Raw genomic sequence first — 20,314 nt, forward strand, 5'->3', positions numbered from 1 at the left:
TTTTAGTAAAATTAAGAAAACGCTTACAAAAATTGCGTGAAAATATTTGTTTGTGAAATTGAAGTGATTTCTCAAAAAAATCCTTCAATTTTTTCTTGAAAATACTCCTGTATAGAAGGAGAAGGAGGGTTCATGGAAAAAAGTTAAAAAAATCTTTGTGAAACTATTTACAAATTTTCTAAAATAGAGTACAATAATATTGTGAAATAATTAACAAATCGAAATTTCTTACACTATTCTTGAAAGTTTCTGAAAACAAGAAAAAGTTCCGGAAAAGGATAAGGGTTTCAAACATTGGAGGAAAGCATCAAATGGCTGATAAAAAAACTCTCTCACCTGAAGAAAAGAAACTCGCTGCTGAAAAACACGTAGACGAGTTGGTGCAAAAAGCGCTCGTAGCGCTTGAAGAAATGCGCAAATTGGATCAGGAGCAAGTAGACTACATTGTGGCGAAAGCATCTGTAGCGGCTCTTGACGCTCACGGTGAGCTCGCTCTTCACGCCTATGAAGAAACTGGTCGTGGAGTCTTTGAAGACAAGGCGACGAAAAACTTGTTCGCTTGTGAACACGTCGTGAACAACATGCGCCACACCAAGACAGTTGGTGTCATTTCAGAAGATGACGTCACTGGTTTGACCCTTATTGCTGAGCCAGTCGGAGTTGTCTGCGGGATCACCCCTACAACCAACCCTACTTCAACAGCAATCTTTAAAGCTTTGATTTCCTTGAAGACACGGAACCCTATCGTCTTTGCCTTCCACCCATCAGCTCAAGAATCATCTGCTCATGCGGCACAAATCGTCCGCGATGCAGCGATTAAAGCAGGAGCTCCTGAAAACTGTGTGCAATGGATTACGCAACCATCTATGGAAGCAACCAGTGCCCTTATGAACCACGAAGGAGTTGCGACTATCCTTGCGACCGGTGGGAATGCCATGGTTAAAGCGGCATACTCATGTGGGAAGCCAGCACTTGGGGTAGGTGCCGGAAACGTTCCTGCCTATGTTGAAAAATCAGCTAACATCCGCCAAGCAGCACACGATATCGTTATGTCTAAATCATTTGACAATGGTATGGTCTGTGCATCTGAACAAGCGGTCATCATCGATAAAGAAATCTACGATGAGTTTGTTGAAGAATTCAAATCTTACCATACTTACTTTGTTAACAAAAAAGAAAAAGCCCTTCTTGAAGAGTTCTGCTTCGGCGTAAAAGCTAACAGCAAAAACTGTGCGGGTGCGAAATTGAATGCGGACATCGTTGGGAAACCAGCAGCATGGATCGCAGAACAAGCTGGCTTCTCAGTTCCAGAAGGAACCAATATCCTTGCGGCAGAATGTAAAGAAGTTGGCGAAAAAGAGCCTTTGACTCGTGAAAAATTGTCACCAGTCATCGCTGTCTTGAAATCTGAAAGCCGTGAAGACGGAATTAACAAAGCTCGCCAAATGGTTGAATTCAACGGTCTTGGTCACTCAGCTGCCATCCATACAGCAGACGAAGAATTGACCAAAGAATTTGGTAAAGCAGTTAAAGCCATTCGTGTGATCTGCAACTCTCCTTCGACTTTCGGTGGTATCGGGGATGTTTACAATGCCTTCTTGCCATCATTGACACTTGGATGTGGTTCTTACGGACGCAACTCTGTTGGGGACAACGTTAGTGCCATCAACCTCTTGAATATCAAAAAAGTCGGACGCCGGAGAAATAACATGCAATGGATGAAACTTCCTTCAAAAACATACTTTGAACGTGATTCAATTGAATACCTACAAAAATGTCGTGACGTTGAACGTGTCATGATCGTTACAGACCACGCTATGGTAGAGCTTGGTTTCCTTGATCGTATCATCGAACAGCTTGACCTTCGTCGCAATAAGGTAGTTTACCAAATCTTTGCAGACGTAGAACCAGATCCAGATATCACAACTGTTGAACGTGGTACAGAGATTATGCGTGCCTTCAAACCAGATACTATCGTCGCTCTCGGTGGTGGATCTCCAATGGATGCGGCTAAAGTAATGTGGCTCTTCTACGAGCAACCAGAAGTGGACTTCCGTGACCTTGTACAAAAATTCATGGATATCCGTAAACGTGCCTTCAAATTCCCATTGCTTGGTAAGAAGACTAAATTTATTGCGATTCCAACAACATCTGGTACAGGATCTGAAGTAACGCCATTTGCCGTTATCTCTGATAAAGCAAACAACCGTAAATACCCAATCGCTGACTACTCATTGACACCAACCGTTGCCATCGTAGACCCTGCTTTGGTATTGACAGTTCCAGGATCTGTTGCGGCTGATACTGGTATGGACGTGTTGACTCACGCGACTGAAGCTTACGTATCTCAAATGGCTAGCGACTACACTGATGGTCTTGCTCTTCAAGCCATCAAACTTGTCTTTGAAAACTTGGAAAGCTCAGTGAAGAATGCAGACTTCCACTCACGTGAGAAAATGCATAACGCTTCAACTATTGCTGGTATGGCCTTTGCGAATGCCTTCCTAGGTATTTCTCACTCAATGGCTCACAAGATTGGTGCGCAATTCCACACCATTCACGGACGGACCAATGCGATCTTGCTTCCTTACGTTATCCGCTACAACGGTACACGCCCAGCTAAGACAGCAACATGGCCTAAGTACAACTACTACCGTGCAGATGAAAAATACCAAGACATCGCTCGTATGCTTGGCCTTCCATGCTCTACACCAGAAGAAGCAGTTGAAGCTTACGCGAAAGCTGTTTACGAACTCGGTGAACGTGTAGGTATCGAAATGAACTTTAAAGCACAAGGAATCGATGAAAAAGAATGGAAGAAACATTCTCGCGAATTGGCCTTCCTTGCTTACGAAGATCAATGTTCACCAGCTAACCCACGTCTTCCAATGGTAGACCACATGCAAGAAATCATTGAAGATGCATACTATGGTTACAAAGAACGTCCAGGACGTCGTAAATAAGGCGTTACGGAACAAATGATGTTTATCAGCTATCCCTCGCTCAAAAGAGCGGGGGATTTTTCTTTATTTTAATGCTAGAAATTGGTTTTTGTGATCGAAAATTATCTTTTAAAGAAATCTAATAAATATGTTGCAAGCGCTTACCTTGTATGTTATAATATTCACAAAGTAAAAACTGTAATAAAATGGTTTGATAAAACCAACAAAAAGGAGTCGCTTATGAAAGCAGCAACATATGTATCCGCAGGAAATCTTCAGTTGATTGATCAACCAAAACCAGTGATCAAGAAACCAACTGATGCGATTGTTCGTTTAGTGAAAACGACCATTTGTGGAACAGATCTCCATATTTTGGGTGGTGATGTTCCAGCTTGTAAAGAAGGGACCATCCTGGGTCACGAAGGAATTGGGATTGTCGAAGAAGTCGGCGATGCGGTTACGAACTTTAAGGTAGGAGACAAGGTTATTATCTCTTGCGTAACAGCTTGTAACACTTGCTACTATTGTAAACGTGGCTTGCCTTCCCACTGTGAAGATGGGGGCTGGATTCTTGGTCACTTGATCAACGGTACCCAAGCAGAGTATGTCCATATCCCTCACGCAGACGGCAGTCTTTATCATGCACCTGCTTCTGTAGATGACGAAGCCCTGGTTATGCTCTCTGATATTCTGCCTACTTCCTATGAAATTGGTGTTCTCCCTTCTCACGTGAAACCTGGAGACAACGTTTGTATCGTTGGTGCAGGGCCAATCGGTTTGGCAGCTCTCTTAACCGTACAATTCTTCTCACCAGCTACCATTATCATGGTAGACTTGTCAGAATCTCGTCTCGAAGCTTCTAAGAAGTTTGGGGCTACTCATACCATCTGTTCAAGTGATATTGATGAAATCAAGGCCTTTATCAATGAAGTGACCGATGGTCGTGGTGTTGATATCTCTATGGAATGTGTGGGCTATCCAGCTACCTTCGATGTCTGCCAAAATATTATCTCGGTCGGCGGTCATATTGCCAACGTCGGAGTGCATGGTAAACCAGTTAGCTTCAATCTTGATGACCTTTGGATCAAGAACATCACGCTCAATACTGGTTTGGTTAATGCCAATACAACTGAAATGCTTCTTAATGTATTGAAGTCAGGTAAGATTGATGCGACGAAGTTGGTGACCCACCACTTCAAACTTTCAGAAGCAGAGAAGGCATACGAAATCTTCAAACATGCTGGGGAAAACAGTGCTTTGAAAGTCATTATTGATAATGACCTCAGCTAAGAAGTTGGATGGTTCCATCACCTAAATAAGGTAGAAAAATGAGAGTGGGACAGAAATCGGTAATTCGTTAGAATTCGATTTCGTCGTCCCACCTCCGCACAGTTGAGTAGGGCTGTAAAAGCTGATGAAATCAGCGTGGTAGAGCCCACTCAACCACTGTGTCTTGCTCGACAATCAAAAAATAATTGAGAGGCTAGGACTTTTGTCCCAGCCTCATTTTTTTTTGCTTAAAAAGATCGTTTTAGCAATAGAACATCCCAGCTATAGAATGATAGCTGGGATGTTTGTACTGTTTAGTGAGATGATAAAGAAGTGTTACTATTTGCCTCGTTTGCGAGCGTATTCGTCAAAGGCGCCAGCGAAGGTTCCCATGAGTAGGGGAGTTGCGATTAGTCCAACAGTGATCCATACGGATCCACCATCTACATGGCTGAGTTCCTGCTCGGATAAGCTTCTAAAACGTGTTTCTTCGAGTTTCATGCTTGCTCCTTTCTAGTGCATGATGCCATTGATGATACTACGGCCAAAATCACGTCCGGAATTGTATAAAATATTCCATGTTTGAACGATGAATTTTGCCGAGTCAAAGACGGAGGCTCCTCCATCAATGGTCGCCAGTTCAGCTTCTGTTAGGCAAGTATAATGGATGCTTGTATCCATAAGTGTCCTCCTTAATGTAAGATTGTGTAGAGTAAATCAATTGCCTCGTTCAGAATGGTGAAAGTGACCATGAAGGCAATAGCAAATTTAGGAAAGTACCCTTCTACCTGTTTGGGTGCTTTTTTATCAAGAATGCAGTATCCTGTCAAAAGGATGAGGGTGATAAAGGGCAGAGAAATCATAGAAATGCCTCCTTTTAGAAGAATTTCTTTTTGATATCTTTGCCAATTGTATAGCATAGAGCGACGAGGGCGACGCAGACTCCTGCTGAAACTACTGCTCCGCCGTTAACATCGACTAGTTCATCTTCCGTCAAGGTTACAAAGTTTTGTGTGAATTCTGTTGTCATTTAGTTTTCCTTTTTATTTTTTACTTGTTTTAGGGTAGCATCGACTGCCAAATAGATTGTGGCTGCAATGGCTAAATTCATATTTGGTTGAAATGCAATCAGATGTGCATCGTGTAACATGGTTAATCCGATAATGATGGCGAAAATAATGGTGTGTAAATGTCGTTTCATAAGCCTTATCCTAAAATGAAGCCAAGGGCTAGACCAGTGATGATGCATCCTCCGTAGACGATAAAAGGTGCTACCCCACCGTTGACATGAGTTAACTCTTCATCCGTCAGAGTAGTGAATTGATTGTCAATCAGTTGATTTGTTTGTGTCATAAGCTATCTCCTTTTCTAATGTATTGTCTGTTATTACTTTCTTTGGCAACTACTTAAAGCCAAAAGTCCAAGAGGAATCAAGATGAAAGGGATGAAACCTCCAGTACATTCTTCTAATTCAGCGTCGTTTAGTTTTGAAAACTTTTTATCAATTGTTGTCATGATATTTCCTTTCTGTTAGAGCACATTGGCTAGTGTTTTTCCTAGTTCGTAGCCTACTTGATAGATGCCATACATCAAAACGGGTGCTAGAATGCTAGCGAGTATGATGAGTGCCATTTTTTTATTTTTCCTTGTTTTCATGATTTCTCCTTACAGGATGATCAGTGATAAGAATAGTAATAGAATAAAAAATTGTGTATTCTTTTTCATGTTCGGTATTCCCTTTTCTTATTTATTTACGGAAGAAGTAATACAAAAACCATGGGATGATAATGGGAGTATAGTACATCTGAGGTCCTCCTTTCTTTTTGTTTGGTCACTTATACTATTCGTATAAAAATCTGGAAATGGAAAAAATTTCTTAAAAAATTTTAGAATGTTTGCATCTCTGAAACTAGTTTCAGAGGAATGGAAGAATAGTTTAAAATATGAAACTATAATCAAAATGGCTCCAGAATATTGTAAGCGCTTTAAAAATACTATATAATAACCTTACAAGTACTCGAGTTGACGTAATAAACAAAGGAGATGGAATGTATGTCCAAGATCACAAAAGAAGAATTAATTCAACAGATCAAAGACGGCATTATCGTTTCTTGTCAGGCGCTTCCTCATGAACCTCTCTACACAGAGGCAGGAGGTGTGATTCCTCTCTTGGTCAAAGCAGCTGAGCAAGGAGGGGCGGTTGGAATCCGGGCGAATAGTGTCCGCGATATCAAAGAGATCAAGGAAGTGACAAAGCTTCCGATTATCGGGATCATCAAGAGAGATTATCCTCCTGAAGAACCATTCATTACTGCTACCATGAAAGAAGTAGATGAATTGGCCGAATTAGATATCGCAGTGATTGCCCTGGATTGTACCAAACGTCCGCGTCATGACGGTCTATCGATTGTCGACTTTATCCAGCAAGTGAAGGAGAAATATCCTGATCAACTCTTGATGGCAGATATCAGCACCTTTGAAGAAGGCTTAACAGCTGTCGAAGCAGGGGTTGACTTTGTCGGAACGACCTTATCGGGCTACACAGATTACAGCCCGAAAGTAGACGGACCTGACATTGACTTGATTCGCCAACTTTGCCAAGCGGGTGTCGATGTGATTGCGGAAGGTAAGATTCATTATCCTGCACAAGCCAAAGAAATTCATGACCTGGGTGTCAGAGGGCTTGTGGTAGGGGGAGCTATTACGCGACCTAAAGAAATTACAGAACGCTTTGTTGCGGCTTTAAAATAGAAAAAAGAACAGTAAAAAGAGACAAGGAGGAAGCTAGGAAGAGAGAAATCATCCAGTAGAAATGAGAATACTTAACAATCACCGTCCTCAGTGAGGATATACTAAGTAAGAGAAATCTTACCGCAAACGTGAGGAGAAATCACATGAAAATGAAAAAAGTACTGTGCTCGTTGGTAGCTGGTGCAGCGGTGCTAGCACTTGCAGCTTGTGGATCTGGAGGAGGATCTAAGTCTGAATCTTCAAGCGATAACTCTGGTAAAACAGAAATCACTTGGTGGGCCTTCCCAGTCTTTACCCAAGAAAAAGCTGATGATGGTGTAGGAACCTACGAAAAATCAATTATCGAAGCTTTCGAAAAAGCCAATCCAGATATCAAAGTCAAACTAGAAACCATCGACTTCAAATCTGGTCCTGAAAAGATTACGACAGCTATCGAAGCTGGAACTGCTCCAGACGTGCTATTTGACGCACCAGGGCGGATTATTCAATACGGTAAAAATGGTAAATTGGCTGACTTGAACGACCTCTTTACAGAAGATTTTGTAAAAGATGTCAACAACGACAATATCATCCAAGCTAGTAAAGCTGGCGACACTGCCTACATGTACCCAATCAGTTCAGCACCATTCTACATGGCGATGAACAAGAAGATGTTGGAAGATGCAGGAGTTCTAGACCTTGTCAAAGAAGGCTGGACAACAGACGACTTTGAAAAAGTCTTGAAAGCTTTGAAAGACAAAGGTTACACACCAGGATCACTCTTCAGTAACGGTCAAGGTGGAGACCAAGGTACTCGTGCCTTTATCGCTAACCTTTACGGTGGTTCTGTAACAGATGAAAAAGTAACTAAGTATACAACAGATGATCCAAAATTTGTCAAAGGTTTAGAAAAAGCTTCTAAATGGATTGAAGATGGTTTGATGATGAATGGTTCCCAATTCGACGGTGGAGCAGACATCCAAAACTTCGCTAACGGTCAAACTTCTTACACCATCTTGTGGGCACCTTCACAAAACGGTATCCAAGCTAAATTGTTGGATGCAAGTAAAGTTGAAGTAGTCGAAGTACCATTCCCATCTGATACAGGCAAACCAAAATTGGAATACCTTGTCAATGGTTTTGCAGTCTTCAACAACAAGGATGAAAAGAAAGTAGCAGCAGCTAAGAAATTTGTTCAATTCATCGCAGACGACAAAGAATGGGGTCCTAAGAACGTTGTTCGTACAGGTGCCTTCCCAGTTCGTAGTTCATTTGGTAAATTGTATGATGACAAACGGATGGAAACCATCAGTACTTGGACTCAATACTACTCACCATACTACAACACAATCGACGGCTTTGCAGAAATGCGTACACTTTGGTTCCCAATGTTGCAATCTGTTTCAAACGGGGATGAAAAAGCAGAACCAGCTTTGAAGACCTTTACTGAAAAAGCAAACGAAACGATCAAGAAAAAATAGATCATCTATGAAACTCAAATGATTCTTTCATAGAAATAAGAAAGCATAGGCCCCCTCGATTTCTTATCTCCATGTGTAGATTGAAAGAGGGGGCCTTCGTGTTTTCATTCTTCCTATTGATTCTTTATTTGAAGCAACATGGAATTGCTTCAAATAAAGAATCAAGTAATAAAAATAGAAAAAGAACATCAGGAGGTGCCTTATTGTGAAGGTAAACAAAATCCGAATGAGGGAGACGCTGGTTTCCTACGCATTCTTAGCACCCATTTTAATCTTCTTTATTGTCTTTGTATTAGCACCAATGATTATGGGGTTTGTCACTAGTTTCTTCAACTACTCGATGACCTCCTTCAAATTTGTTGGTCTTGAAAATTACTCCCGCATGTTTGCGGATAAGGTCTTTATCAAGTCCTTGATCAATACTGTCATCATCGTTATCGGATCCGTTCCAATCGTAGTATTGTTCTCCTTGTTTGTGGCTTCTCAGACCTATCATCAAAATGCCATTGCGCGTTCCTTCTATCGTTTCGTCTTCTTCCTTCCAGTTGTTACAGGGAGTGTAGCGGTAACGGTTGTGTGGAAATGGATCTATGATCCGCTATCAGGGATTTTGAACTTTGTATTGAAATCTGGACATGTCATCAACCAAAACATTTCTTGGTTGGGGGACAAGCACTGGGCTTTGATGGCCATCATCATCATCTTGTTGACCACCTCTGTTGGTCAACCGATCATCCTCTACATCGCTGCTATGGGAAATATTGATAATTCTCTCGTAGAAGCAGCGCGTGTCGATGGTGCGACAGAACTTCAAGTTTTCTGGAAGATCAAATGGCCAAGCTTGTTGCCAACAACTCTTTATATTGCGATCATTACGACCATTAACTCTTTCCAATGTTTCGCCTTGATCCAATTGTTGACATCCGGTGGTCCAAACTACTCAACGAGTACCCTCATGTACTACTTATATGAAAAAGCCTTTAAGCTCTCTGAATACGGTTATGCCAACACCATGGGTGTCTTCCTTGCGGTGATGATTGCTATTATCAGTTTTGCGCAATTCAAGATCCTCGGAAACGACGTAGAATACTAAAGAAAGGAGCCTCAGATGAAACCAACACAAAAGAAACCCATCACTGCCTTTACAGTGATTTCAACGATCATTTTGCTCCTTTTGACAGTCTTGTTCATTTTCCCATTTTATTGGATTTTGACAGGGGCCTTTAAGTCTCAGCCAGATACCATTATGATCCCACCTCAATGGTGGCCAAAGACACCAACCATGGAAAACTTCCAACAGTTGATGGTACAAAACCCAGCCTTGCAATGGTTGTGGAACAGTGTCTTCATCTCTCTAGCAACCATGCTTTTGGTGTGTATGACCTCTTCCTTGGCAGGATATGTCTTGGCTAAGAAACGCTTCTATGGGCAACGAATTCTCTTTGCTACCTTTATCGCAGCCATGGCCCTTCCAAAACAAGTTGTCTTGGTTCCATTGGTACGCATTATCAACTTTATGGGAATCCACGATACTCTTGCAGCGGTGATCTTGCCACTGGTCGGATGGCCATTCGGGGTTTTCTTGATGAAACAATTTAGTGAAAACATCCCAACAGAACTCTTAGAATCTGCTAAGATCGATGGTTGTGGAGAGTTACGGACTTTCTGGAGCGTTGCCTTCCCAATTGTCAAGCCGGGATTTGCAGCCCTTGCCATCTTTACCTTCATCAACACCTGGAACGACTACTTTATGCAATTGGTAATGCTGACCTCTCGTCAAAACTTGACTATTTCACTAGGGGTTGCGACCATGCAGGCTGAAATGGCCACCAACTATGGCTTGATCATGGCTGGGGCAGCCCTAGCTGCGGTGCCAATCGTTACAGTCTTCCTAGTCTTCCAAAAATCCTTCACTCAAGGGATTACCATGGGAGCGGTCAAAGGATAAGCCATCTGCTTGGACAAACGATAGTAGTGTACAGATACTTTTTTCTAGGCTGAGAGGTGTAGGGCTCTTGCGAGCTCCACACCTCATCGGTGCCCAAGAAGGGGCTAGGGAAGAAATCACTTGTTTTCTTTTCTCGTCCTAAGAAGTGTCGAAAGGAAAAGTGTATGATATTTGATGATTTAAAAAACATCACCTTTTACAAAGGGATCCATCCCAATCTAGATCAGGCCATTGATTTTCTCTATGAGTATCGGAAGGATTCTTTTGAATTAGGGAGATACGACATTGATGGAGATAAGGTCTTTCTCGTCGTTCAAGAAAACACCCTCAATAAAGAAGAAAGCAATCGCTTTGAGCACCACAAAAGATATGCCGATTTACATCTTTTGGTAGAAGGACATGAGTTTTCGAGTTATGGATCTCGTGTGACAGGTGAGGCGCTCGCCTTTGATGAAGCATCGGACATCGGTTTTGTCCATTGCCAGGAGTCTTATCCACTTCATCTGGGGTATCATAATTTTGCGATTTTCTTCCCAGGGGAACCTCATCAGCCCAATGGCTATGCGGGTCAAGAAGAAGTCGTTCGAAAACAGTTAGTGAAAATTTTAATCGATTAAGAGAGTCAGAAAGGAGACGGTATGTCACAAAGAGAAACAGGATTGATCAAAACAGTCTTTAATACTGACAATCTGGTGATGCGAATCAGCGAGAAAATAGCGGACTTAGTCACAGTCAATCTTCTTTTTGTGCTGAGCTGTCTGCCGATTGTCACAATCGGGATCGCAAAGATTAGTTTGTATCAAACGGTTTTTGCCATCAAACACCAGCGTCGCCTACCAGTCATTCGGACTTATATCAACGCCTTTCGAGAAAATTGGAAGTTGGGGCTTCAGCTCGGAGGGATAGAGTTGCTCATTTCAGGGATATGTCTCTTTGACTTGTTCCTCTTTTGGAGTCAGACAGCCTTGCCAATGCAGGTGTTAAAAGCTGTTTGTCTAGGGCTCTTTATCTTCCTAGTTCTGGTCATGCTAGCGGCCTATCCAATTGCGGCGCGTTATCGATTGACTTGGACAGAGTGTCTACAAAAAGCTCTGATTGTATCTGGTTTGTATTTCCCATGGTTCTTCGTTATGGGGGCTCTCTTGTTGCTAGTAGCTATGGTGTTTGTGACTTCTGTCTTAAGCTTTTTACTAGGACTCATGGTCTTCTTCTTGATTGGTTTTTCTAGCCTGACCTTCCTACAGGTTGGATTGATGGAAAAGATATTTGCTCGTTTTAAAGAATAAAAAAGAAAAATAGGATTTGGTAAACATTCGTGAAAGGAGAAAAGAATGTCAGATTTAAAAAAATATGAAGGAGTCATCCCGGCTTTTTATGCCTGCTATGATGACCAAGGAGAAATTAGCCCGGAGCGGGTACGTGCGCTGGTAGAATATTTTATCGCGAAAGGTGTGCAGGGCTTGTATGTCAACGGATCTTCCGGCGAATGTATCTACCAGAGCGTAGCCGATCGTATGCTTGTCTTAGAAGAAGTCATGGCAGTGGCTAAAGGAAAATTGACCATCATCGCTCACGTGGCCTGCAACAATACCAAGGACAGCGTGGAATTGGCACGACATGCAGAAGAGCTAGGAGTAGATGCCATTGCGGCCATTCCGCCAATTTATTTTCGCTTGCCAGAATACAGTGTTGCCCACTACTGGAATGAAATCAGCGCAGCAGCACCAAACACAGACTTTGTCATCTACAATATCCCGCAATTGGCAGGGGTAGCTTTGACACCGAGTCTGTATACAGAAATGTTGAAAAATCCACGGGTGATTGGGGTGAAGAATTCCTCTATGCCTGTTCAGGATATTCAGACCTTTGCTTCTTTGGGAGGCGATGACCATATCGTCTTTAATGGTCCAGATGAACAATTCTTAGGTGGCCGCCTTATGGGAGCAGGAGCTGGTATTGGGGGCACCTATGGTGCTATGCCGGAGCTCTTCTTGAAACTCAATCAGCTGATTGCTGAGAAAGACTTGGAAACTGCGCGTGACTTGCAATTTGCCATCAACGGTATTATCGGAGTCTTGACGTCTGCTCATGGAAACATGTATGGCGTCATTAAAGAAGTCTTGCGGATCAATGAAGGTCTAGAACTGGGATCTGTTCGGAGTCCATTAAGTCCAGTAACTGAAGGAGACCAGGAAGTGGTCCAAAAAGCAGCTAGCTTAATCCGTGAAGTCAAGGAACGTTTCCTTTAAAAAAGAGTGTAAATCGGAAAGGAGAGGTGTATGGCCTATTACCTAGCGATTGATATCGGTGGGACCAATATCAAATATGGTCTGATTGATGAAGCAGAGAATCTGATCGAGTCGCATGAAATGCCGACAGAAGCTGAAAAAGGGGGCCCTGGGATTCTAGGGAAAACCAAAGCTTTGGTAGAATCTTACCTCGAAGAAAATAACATCCTTGGAGTCTGTATTTCGTCAGCTGGGATGGTTGACCCCGATAAGGGGGAAATCTTTTATGCGGGCCCTCAGATTCCCAATTATGCAGGAACTCAGTTCAAAAAAGAAATTGAAGAGACCTATCAAATTCCCTGCGAAATTGAAAATGACGTCAACTGTGCTGGTTTAGCAGAAGTGATGTCAGGGAATGGCCAGGGGGCTCAAGTTGCCGTCTGTTTAACGGTCGGTACTGGCATTGGTGGCTGTCTCTTGATCAATGGGGAGATTTTCCATGGTTTTAGCAATTCTGCCTGCGAGGTAGGTTACCTTCATCTTCAAGATGGTGCCTTCCAAGATTTGGCTTCGACGACAGCTTTGGTTGAATATGTTGCCAAGCAACATGGAGATCCTGTCGAACAATGGAGTGGTCGTCGCATATTCAAGGAAGCGACCCAAGGAAATACCATCTGTATGGCAGGAATCGATCGCATGGTCGACTACCTAGGCAAGGGGCTTGCCAATATTTGTTATGTTGTCAATCCTCAAGTGGTTATTCTTGGTGGTGGAGTTATGGGACAGGAAGCTATTTTGAAACCCAAAATTTCAGCAGCTCTCAAGGCTTCTCTTGTTCCGAGCCTAGCAGACAAGACACAATTGGAGTTTGCGCATCATCAAAATACGGCAGGGATGATAGGAGCTTACTACCATTTCAAACAACAACAAGCTAGACGCAATTAAATCAAAAAAATGCTCACCACTTAGGTGAGCTTTTTTGAATGTAGACAAACTATTGTTTTACATAAAACAGCTAGATAATTTTCAAAAAATGACTTATATTTATAGTCATTTAAGAAGATTAAAAACCAGGAGACCAAGGAAAGGATCCTCAGCTCCTGGTGATAAATCAGAAGACTAGCGTCTACGTGAATCGTAGCCATTGAGTTTTTTGTTTTCCCAATAGCTATTGAAAATTCTTTCTTTACGTTCCCGATCCATTTCGAGGAAGTGAGCATAGATTAAATCAATCATGGTTAAGAAGGGAAGGGTTGCCGTAATACGGTCGATATAGGTGCTTCCAGGTAGAGGAGCAACTGGTAAAATTTCCGTAAAGTCATCTTTGATAGCGTCTGGTTGAGCAGTAAGAAGAACGGTTTTTGCTCCCATTTCTTTAGCATCCAGAAGGCTGTGGATAATCGAGCGGGTAGTTCCCGATAGAGAGAAGGCAATGACCAGGCAGGATTTATCCAAGATACTGGTCGTCCATGCAAAGCCGTCTTGATCGGTTAAGGCCTCGCAAACAACGCCCAGTCGAAGGAAGCGAAGTTTCATCTCAGAAGCCACCAATCCTGAGCTTCCTTTTCCAAAGAAGTAGACCCGATCTGCTTGAGTGATTAAGTTAGCGACTTCTTTGATTTGCTCGTCTTTTGCTAGGGTTTCTGTAGCCTGAAGGACCTGCTGGTAGCGACGCAAGACATCCTGTGTTAATTCGCCGTGCGGGGATTGTTGCTTTTGAGATTTGGTTTCTTCGTTAAAGTGATATATAAATTCCCGGTAGCCTGTGAAGCCACACTTTTGGGAAAAACGGGTCAAAGCAGCTTTTGATACATGCAAAAGTTCCGTCACTCTAGACGAGGAAAGAGAGTGTTGCTGCGCTTCGGGAGATAAAAAATAGCGGGCAATGTCTAGCTCTAGCTCCGTCATTTCTTCTTGATGGCTCTTAATAATGCTTCGGAGATCACGATCTTGTTTCACAGCAGTCCTCCTTTCAACCGAGGTTACACCCGGAGAAAATCCTATAATATATTTCACAGTATAACATAAAAAACCGGGATATACAAGGAATACGACCAGCGAACGACTGAAAGAAGGAACAGAATCCGCATCTTTTTTGAATCACCTTTGTTAAAAAAATAACCTCTGGAAACAAAGGAAAGACGCTGAAAAAAGTTGATGAAATATGTTATAATTTACACAAGAATTTGTTCCTTCTTGTAAAGGAAGAGGTAAGGAGGTGGAGTGATGGCCAACGCAACTCTCGAAATGATGCAAGAGATTGAAATGGCGGCAGAAGCCGTTGTCGCAAGTTACGAGAATCAGGTCCAAGATTTGCGCCAACAGCTAGGTAATCACCTACAGGAGGTAGCAGCATCCTATGACAAAGAGACTGCTAAGCTAGTTGCAGAGCGGGAAGAGTCCTCGAAAGCGACGATTGCTAGCTTGGAAGCAGACCTGGCAGTGACCAGTCAACGCAATGACGAAAAGGTGCAGCAAGCCATGACAGATAAGCGTGCAGCTTTGGTAGACGAAATTGTAGAAAAGGTGGTAGCAACCTATGGCAATTAGTCCAATGCAACACCTTTCTCTGGTCTTGCCCACAAATCTAATGGACGAGCTTCTCTTGTCGCTCCAGTCAGAGGAGTCGGTCCAAATCTATGATTTGAGCGAGCAAGAGGATTGGCAGGTTGCCTTTCAGACGAGTGATGGGTCCAAAGGATCAGCTCTAAGAATGGATGAACTAAGACGTCGGGAAGAGCAGTTAGAAAAGGCTATTCAGGCCCTGGAGCCTTTTATTCCTCAGAAGAAGGGATTAGAAAAACTAAAAGAAGCTCCCTTGTCCTTGTCTTTTCACGATTTAGAGTCTCATGGGGTCATCCGTGATGAGCAACGTCTTTTACAGTCCGTACAAAAACAATTGGCTGTCTTAGCAAAGGCTCGGGATCGCATCCAGCAAGCCCAAGAGGAAATCGCCTCTTTAGAAAAATGGGCTGCCTTGACGACAACACCTGACCAGCTCAAGCGTTTCCGTTATGTTCGTGGCTTAATCGGTACCATTCCGAATAGTGAACAGGATCAGGCGCGACAAGCCTTGCTGGCTCATCCAGATGTAGAGGTCGATGTGGTCTTTAGCTCGGAAACGGAGCATGGGGTGGTAGTCTTGTATAAGTCTGGGGATTTAACAGACCTTCAAGATACGCTGGCCAGTTCGCATTTCAAAGAGTTTGATTACCAAGGAGAAACGCTACCAAAAGAACGTTTGGAGCAACTCAAGAGAGAAATCAAAGAACAAGGTGCTGTCGAAGCAGCTACGTTGGAAACGCTCAGTCAAGCCAAGGAAGACCTCAACCAGCTCAAGTATCAACTCGATTATGTCTTGAGTCTAGGAGCCCGGGAAGAGGCCAAAGGCTCTCTTGCCAGTACAGCCCATTTGGTTGCCCTAGAGGGATGGATTGAAACTACTCAACTCGATGCTTTAAAAGCCAAACTTCAAAAGGAGTTTGGGAACCAAGTCGTCTTGCAGACACGTGAAGTCGCTCAAGAAGAATGGGACCAGGTACCAATCAAACTGAAAAACAATGCCTTGGTGGAGCCCTTCGAGTTAGTGACGGAGATGTATGCTTTGCCCAAGTATTACGAGAAAGATCCGACCCCAATCGTCTCCCTCTTCTACTTTGTTTTCTTCGGCATGATGGTAGCAGATATCGGCTATGGTCTCTTGTTGACATTGGCAACTGGCTTTGCTCTAAAAGCTTTCCAGCTTCAGCCGAGCGTAGCAAAAAACCTTCGCTTTTTCTGCCTCTTAGGAATCTCGGTAGCCCTTTGGGGAGTCGTCTACGGTTCCTTCTTCGGCTTTGAGATGCCATTTGCTTTGATTAGTACGACGACCAATGCCATGACTATCTTGATCCTATCGGTCGTCTTTGGTTTCATCACCGTTTTGGTCGGTCTCTTCCTAGGTGGAATGAAAAACGTTCGCCTGAAAGACTATACGGAAGCCTACAACGCAGGCTTTGCCTGGGTCTTGATCTTGTTAGGCTTGATGCTCTTAGCAGTCGGAAACATCCTACCAGGTTTATCCTATCTAGTCCCCATTGGCCAGTGGCTAGCCATTCTCAATGCGATTGGCATTTTGGTCGTGTCCATTGTCAGTGCAAAGAAATTATCAGGACTTGCAGCAGGTCTCTTTAATCTTTACAACGTCAGTGGCTATGTCGGAGACTTGGTCAGCTTTACTCGTTTGATGGCGCTTGGTTTATCAGGGGCCAGCATCGGTTCAGCCTTTAACCTGATTGTCAATCTCTTCCCAACCCTGGGACGATTCACCGTCGGCCTTGTCCTCTTTGTCCTCCTCCATGCCATCAACATGTTCCTGTCCTTTTTATCAGGCTATGTGCATGGAGCGCGTTTGATCTTTGTCGAGTTCTTTGGCAAGTTCTACGAGGGTGGTGGCAAGCCCTTCCGACCTCTAAAACCGTCGGAACGCTATGTCAAAACAAAAAAATAATTCAGTAAATCAATCATAAAAAATTTTATAGGAGTATATTCATGGAATCTTTAGCTTCATATTTCTCAACCCATGGGGGTGCCTTCTTTGCAGCACTTGGTGTAGTCATTGCAGTGGCTCTTAGTGGAATGGGTTCAGCCCTCGGTGTTGGTAAGACTGGTCAGGCAGCTGCCGCACTCTTGAAAGAACAGCCAGAAAAATTTGCCCAAGCCTTGATCTTGCAATTGTTGCCAGGTACACAAGGTTTGTACGGTTTCGTTATCGGGATCTTGATCTGGTTGCAAATTAAACCAGATATGGCTCTTGAAACAGGAGTTGCTTACTTCTTCACAGCCCTTCCAGTAGCGATCGTCGGCTATTTCTCAGCAAAACACCAAGGAAATGTCGCAACTGCTGGGATGCAAATCTTGGCAAAACGCCCTGAAGACATGATGAAAGGGGTTATCCTTGCGGCCATGGTTGAAACCTATGCCATCTTGGCCTTCGTTGTGTCCTTCCTTTTGACTCTTCGCGTCGGCTAATCTAGACACACCTCAGTCAAAGAAGAGGAATGTTCTCTTCGTCTATTATCGGTGGCGAAGAACTCCAAAGGAGGAAATAAAAACAATGACGGATTATTCCCAATTAAAGGATTCCATCCTTGAACAGGCCCATGAAAAAGGTCGGAAATTAGTAGCGGAAGCAACGGCTAAGGTTCAAGAAGAGTCCCAGTTGCAGGAAGCTCGTTTGGTAGAAGAAAAGTTACACCAACGGACGGTTCAATTGCAAACCATTGAGCGCCGCTTGCAACGTGAAAGCCAACAAATAGAAAATCAAAAGCGCCAATCAACATTGGTTACCAAGCAACGGGTCTTAAAAGAGTTGTTTGCGGATGCCTACCAGAAAATGGCGACTTGGTCACGCCAAGAAGAGCTCGCATTTCTGCATCGCATTCTTCCTCGCTATGCAGATCAAGCAATGGTCTTAACGTTTGGTGCTGTGACGGCAGAAAAATTGACAGATCAAGATCGTCAGGATTTGCTAGAGGCCTATCCACAGCTTCAATTAGCAAAAGAAACACTTGCCCAAGAGGCTGGTTTTGTCCTTTCTTTTGGCAAAGTGGATGCCAGCTACCTCTACCGTGATTTGGTTGATGCTGTGCGGGAGGAGCAAAGCTTCCATATGGCAGCCAGCATTTTTAAAGAAGAGAAAAACTAGGAGGGGCTATGAGTGAACGGACGTATTCTCAAGTAAATACCGGGATTAGTGTACGTGAAGCTAGTTTTTTGAGCCCGGCTCAGTTTGATGCCCTTCTGAACAGCTCCGATGCAGAAGCGCGTGCTAATCTCTTGCAAGGGACGGCCTATGCCTTGGAGGCAGATCAACTGCGTCAAGTCCAAGTGGTCGAGCAAGCCTTGATGAAGCACCTTCTGGCAGAGTACGATTGGGCTTATCAGGTAGCTCCGAACCCTGCGGTGGTCGACCTCTTTGCCCTCAAGTACACCTATCACAATCTCAAGGTCTTCTTGAAAGAGCGAGCAACGGGGCGGGATTTGAACTTCCTATTATTGGATGCAGGTCCCTATTCCTTAGCAGTTCTTGAACAAGTAGCCAAGACCTTTTCTTCAGAGAACTGCCCAGAGTTTATGGCTCAAGAAGTCGCAGCAACCTGGCAGGAATATGTCGACTATCAGGATATTCGGGTTCTGGAGATCGGCATGGATTTGGCTTACTTTGATCATCTCAAATGCTTGGCGAAAGATCTGGACCATCCACTTTTAAAATCCTTGGTCACCTTGACCATTGATTGTTACAATGTCATCACAGTTGAACGAGCCCTCAGTTTGAAAAAGCCGAACAGCTTTATGAAGCAACTCTTGTCCGATGCAGGGACCTTCTCAGCAAGAGAAGTCATCCAGTGCGTCGAGCAGGGCAACCTCATCAGTTGGTTCCAACAAGTCAATCCCTTGCCTTATGATGTGGAATTGACACAGTATGAGGAGCAGATGCGAGCAGGCAGAGTAACTGCTGAGACAGTGGAATACCTGGAGCATGTGCTTAAGTACCGAATATTGGAACAAGCTTCATTTGAGATAGACGGGCCCTTACCTTTAGCTCGCTATCTCTTTGGAAAAGAGCTGGAGGTGAAGAACCTTCGTTTGGTCTTGACGGGTCTGGATAATCAGCTCCCGATTGACAAAATAAAAGAAAGGATGAGACCAATCTATGGCCAGTAAAACGCAAAAAATTGCCGTTGTGGGAAACCGTGATGCCATCCTTCCTTTTCAAATGATTGGCTTTCAGACCTTTCCCGTAGCAGAGGCTCAGGAAACCATCAATACCTTACGTCACTTGAGCCAAGAAGATTTTGGCATCATCTATCTGACGGAGGATATGGCTCAGGAAATCCCAGATACCATTGCCCACTATGATCGCCAAGTAACCCCAGCCGTCATCTTGATCCCTACTCATAAGGGAACGACTGGACTGGGACGGCAGCGAATTCGAGACAATGTCGAAAAAGCAGTTGGACAGGATATTTTATGAGAACAAATGAATTTGGCCAAGCGATTGGCGATGCACTGCCTGATTTTACACCAGGGCGTCTGCCAGCTATTGAGCGGATCGAGGGTCGCTATACTGTGATCGAACGCCTCTCAAAAGAAAAACATGGAGCAGATCTTTATCAGGTCTACGGGCCGGACTCTCCAGCAGCGATGTGGACCTTTCTGTTCAAAGATCCTGCCCGCAATGAAGAGGAGTGGGACCGCTTATTGGATGATCTCATGACAGATCAAGGTCGCTTTTACTATGCGATTGTAGACAAAGATTCAGGCAAGGCTTTGGGGACCTTCTCTCTGATGCGGATCGATCAAGCTAACCGAGTGATCGAAGTCGGAGCAGTGACCTACTCACCAGCGCTCCAAAAAACACGCATGGCTACAGAAGCCCAGTATCTCTTAGCGCGCTACGTGTTTGAAGATTTAGGCTACCGCCGCTATGAGTGGAAATGCGATGCCCTAAACCAAGCATCTCGCAAAGCAGCTGAGCGCTTAGGATTCACCTATGAAGGCTGTTTCCGTCAGGCTGTTGTTTATAAAGGTCGGACCCGTGATACAGACTGGTTGTCTATCATTGACCAAGAATGGCCAGCTATCAAACAGCGCTTCGAAGCCTGGTTGGATCCAAGCAATTTCGATGCCAATGGCCAACAAAAGCAATCTCTAAGAGAGATAGCGCAAAAGTAA

The 20,314-nt window shown here is 43.7% G+C and carries 24 protein-coding genes; 17 read left to right on the forward strand and 7 right to left on the reverse strand.

Features of this window, described 5'->3' with window-relative positions:
- The first annotated feature begins 311 nt into the window (after nucleotides 1-311).
- The gene (gene adhE / locus QM873_RS08495) at nucleotides 312-2,963 is read left to right on the forward strand and encodes a bifunctional acetaldehyde-CoA/alcohol dehydrogenase (protein ID WP_118096325.1); all 2,652 of its coding nucleotides are present in this window, start codon (nucleotides 312-314) and stop codon (nucleotides 2,961-2,963) included.
- Nucleotides 2,964-3,182: 219 nt separating this feature from the next.
- Nucleotides 3,183-4,232, forward strand: a complete 1,050-nt coding sequence (locus tag QM873_RS08500) for a zinc-dependent alcohol dehydrogenase family protein (RefSeq protein WP_195214398.1) — start codon at nucleotides 3,183-3,185, stop codon at nucleotides 4,230-4,232.
- Nucleotides 4,233-4,550: 318 nt separating this feature from the next.
- Here the strand turns inward: QM873_RS08500 and QM873_RS08505 are convergent, their stop codons facing one another.
- The 6 genes from QM873_RS08505 to QM873_RS08530 all read right to left on the reverse strand — a co-directional run bounded on the left by QM873_RS08505 (nucleotide 4,551) and on the right by QM873_RS08530 (nucleotide 5,726).
- Entirely contained in the window at nucleotides 4,551-4,712 is a 162-nt protein-coding gene (locus tag QM873_RS08505) for a hypothetical protein (RefSeq protein WP_006595272.1), read from the reverse strand.
- Nucleotides 4,713-4,724: 12 nt separating this feature from the next.
- A complete protein-coding gene (locus QM873_RS08510) occupies nucleotides 4,725-4,892 on the reverse strand; it encodes a hypothetical protein (protein ID WP_023024913.1) in 168 nt (55 codons plus the stop codon).
- A 196-nt stretch (nucleotides 4,893-5,088) separates the two neighbouring features.
- Complete coding sequence (locus tag QM873_RS08515) at nucleotides 5,089-5,241, reverse strand: class IIb bacteriocin, lactobin A/cerein 7B family (RefSeq protein WP_195214397.1); 153 nt, start codon at nucleotides 5,239-5,241, stop codon at nucleotides 5,089-5,091.
- The gene (locus QM873_RS08520; RefSeq protein WP_164555422.1) at nucleotides 5,242-5,412 is read right to left on the reverse strand and encodes a hypothetical protein; all 171 of its coding nucleotides are present in this window, start codon (nucleotides 5,410-5,412) and stop codon (nucleotides 5,242-5,244) included.
- Nucleotides 5,413-5,417: 5 nt separating this feature from the next.
- Nucleotides 5,418-5,564 (reverse strand): class IIb bacteriocin, lactobin A/cerein 7B family, encoded by a 147-nt coding sequence (locus QM873_RS08525; RefSeq protein WP_126403595.1) that lies wholly within the window; start codon nucleotides 5,562-5,564, stop codon nucleotides 5,418-5,420.
- A 33-nt stretch (nucleotides 5,565-5,597) separates the two neighbouring features.
- The gene (locus QM873_RS08530) at nucleotides 5,598-5,726 is read right to left on the reverse strand and encodes a hypothetical protein (RefSeq protein WP_267472029.1); all 129 of its coding nucleotides are present in this window, start codon (nucleotides 5,724-5,726) and stop codon (nucleotides 5,598-5,600) included.
- A 537-nt stretch (nucleotides 5,727-6,263) separates the two neighbouring features.
- On the opposite strand from QM873_RS08530, the gene QM873_RS08535 reads away from it, so the two are divergent.
- The 8 genes from QM873_RS08535 to QM873_RS08570 all read left to right on the forward strand — a co-directional run bounded on the left by QM873_RS08535 (nucleotide 6,264) and on the right by QM873_RS08570 (nucleotide 13,543).
- Nucleotides 6,264-6,962 (forward strand): N-acetylmannosamine-6-phosphate 2-epimerase, encoded by a 699-nt coding sequence (locus QM873_RS08535; protein ID WP_048717101.1) that lies wholly within the window; start codon nucleotides 6,264-6,266, stop codon nucleotides 6,960-6,962.
- A 143-nt stretch (nucleotides 6,963-7,105) separates the two neighbouring features.
- Entirely contained in the window at nucleotides 7,106-8,422 is a 1,317-nt protein-coding gene (locus QM873_RS08540) for an extracellular solute-binding protein (RefSeq protein ID WP_048717102.1), read from the forward strand.
- Between the two features lie 205 nt (nucleotides 8,423-8,627).
- Nucleotides 8,628-9,515, forward strand: coding sequence for a carbohydrate ABC transporter permease (locus QM873_RS08545; protein ID WP_048717104.1), 888 nt, complete (start codon nucleotides 8,628-8,630; stop codon nucleotides 9,513-9,515).
- Between the two features lie 15 nt (nucleotides 9,516-9,530).
- Nucleotides 9,531-10,370, forward strand: coding sequence for a carbohydrate ABC transporter permease (locus QM873_RS08550; protein ID WP_048717106.1), 840 nt, complete (start codon nucleotides 9,531-9,533; stop codon nucleotides 10,368-10,370).
- A 164-nt stretch (nucleotides 10,371-10,534) separates the two neighbouring features.
- On the forward strand, nucleotides 10,535-10,987 hold the full coding sequence (locus QM873_RS08555) for a NanQ anomerase/TabA/YiaL family protein (RefSeq protein ID WP_342992199.1): 453 nt from the start codon (nucleotides 10,535-10,537) through the stop codon (nucleotides 10,985-10,987).
- 21 nt (nucleotides 10,988-11,008) lie between these two features.
- Entirely contained in the window at nucleotides 11,009-11,656 is a 648-nt protein-coding gene (locus QM873_RS08560) for a YesL family protein (RefSeq protein WP_306474563.1), read from the forward strand.
- 45 nt (nucleotides 11,657-11,701) lie between these two features.
- Entirely contained in the window at nucleotides 11,702-12,619 is a 918-nt protein-coding gene (locus tag QM873_RS08565) for a dihydrodipicolinate synthase family protein (RefSeq protein ID WP_342992200.1), read from the forward strand.
- 30 nt (nucleotides 12,620-12,649) lie between these two features.
- Entirely contained in the window at nucleotides 12,650-13,543 is an 894-nt protein-coding gene (locus tag QM873_RS08570) for an ROK family protein (protein ID WP_342992201.1), read from the forward strand.
- A 174-nt stretch (nucleotides 13,544-13,717) separates the two neighbouring features.
- Here the strand turns inward: QM873_RS08570 and QM873_RS08575 are convergent, their stop codons facing one another.
- Nucleotides 13,718-14,557 (reverse strand): MurR/RpiR family transcriptional regulator, encoded by an 840-nt coding sequence (locus tag QM873_RS08575; protein WP_048717114.1) that lies wholly within the window; start codon nucleotides 14,555-14,557, stop codon nucleotides 13,718-13,720.
- A 267-nt stretch (nucleotides 14,558-14,824) separates the two neighbouring features.
- Here QM873_RS08575 and QM873_RS08580 point away from each other — a divergent pair, with 267 nt between their 5' ends.
- The 7 genes from QM873_RS08580 (at nucleotide 14,825) to QM873_RS08610 (ending at nucleotide 20,314) form a co-directional block, all read left to right on the forward strand.
- Complete coding sequence (locus QM873_RS08580; protein ID WP_342992202.1) at nucleotides 14,825-15,148, forward strand: hypothetical protein; 324 nt, start codon at nucleotides 14,825-14,827, stop codon at nucleotides 15,146-15,148.
- Nucleotides 15,138-17,087 (forward strand): V-type ATP synthase subunit I, encoded by a 1,950-nt coding sequence (locus QM873_RS08585; RefSeq protein ID WP_368387527.1) that lies wholly within the window; start codon nucleotides 15,138-15,140, stop codon nucleotides 17,085-17,087. Before QM873_RS08580 ends, QM873_RS08585 begins: the two co-directional genes overlap by 11 nt.
- A 41-nt stretch (nucleotides 17,088-17,128) precedes the next feature.
- Nucleotides 17,129-17,608, forward strand: a complete 480-nt coding sequence (locus QM873_RS08590) for a V-type ATP synthase subunit K (RefSeq protein WP_342992204.1) — start codon at nucleotides 17,129-17,131, stop codon at nucleotides 17,606-17,608.
- 85 nt (nucleotides 17,609-17,693) lie between these two features.
- Nucleotides 17,694-18,284, forward strand: coding sequence for a hypothetical protein (locus QM873_RS08595; RefSeq protein WP_342992205.1), 591 nt, complete (start codon nucleotides 17,694-17,696; stop codon nucleotides 18,282-18,284).
- Nucleotides 18,285-18,292: 8 nt separating this feature from the next.
- Entirely contained in the window at nucleotides 18,293-19,303 is a 1,011-nt protein-coding gene (locus tag QM873_RS08600) for a V-type ATPase subunit (RefSeq protein ID WP_129270536.1), read from the forward strand.
- Nucleotides 19,293-19,613: a V-type ATP synthase subunit F gene (locus QM873_RS08605; RefSeq protein WP_048717121.1), complete on the forward strand. Its 321-nt coding sequence runs from the start codon at nucleotides 19,293-19,295 to the stop codon at nucleotides 19,611-19,613. Before QM873_RS08600 ends, QM873_RS08605 begins: the two co-directional genes overlap by 11 nt.
- Nucleotides 19,610-20,314 carry a GNAT family N-acetyltransferase gene (locus QM873_RS08610; protein WP_414279161.1) on the forward strand — a complete coding sequence of 235 codons (705 nt, stop codon included), beginning with the start codon at nucleotides 19,610-19,612 and terminating at the stop codon, nucleotides 20,312-20,314. The genes QM873_RS08605 and QM873_RS08610 overlap by 4 nt, the downstream gene beginning before the upstream one ends.

The sequence above is a fragment of the Streptococcus australis genome (genome assembly GCF_047463015.1).
Classification (GTDB): domain Bacteria; phylum Bacillota; class Bacilli; order Lactobacillales; family Streptococcaceae; genus Streptococcus; species Streptococcus australis_F.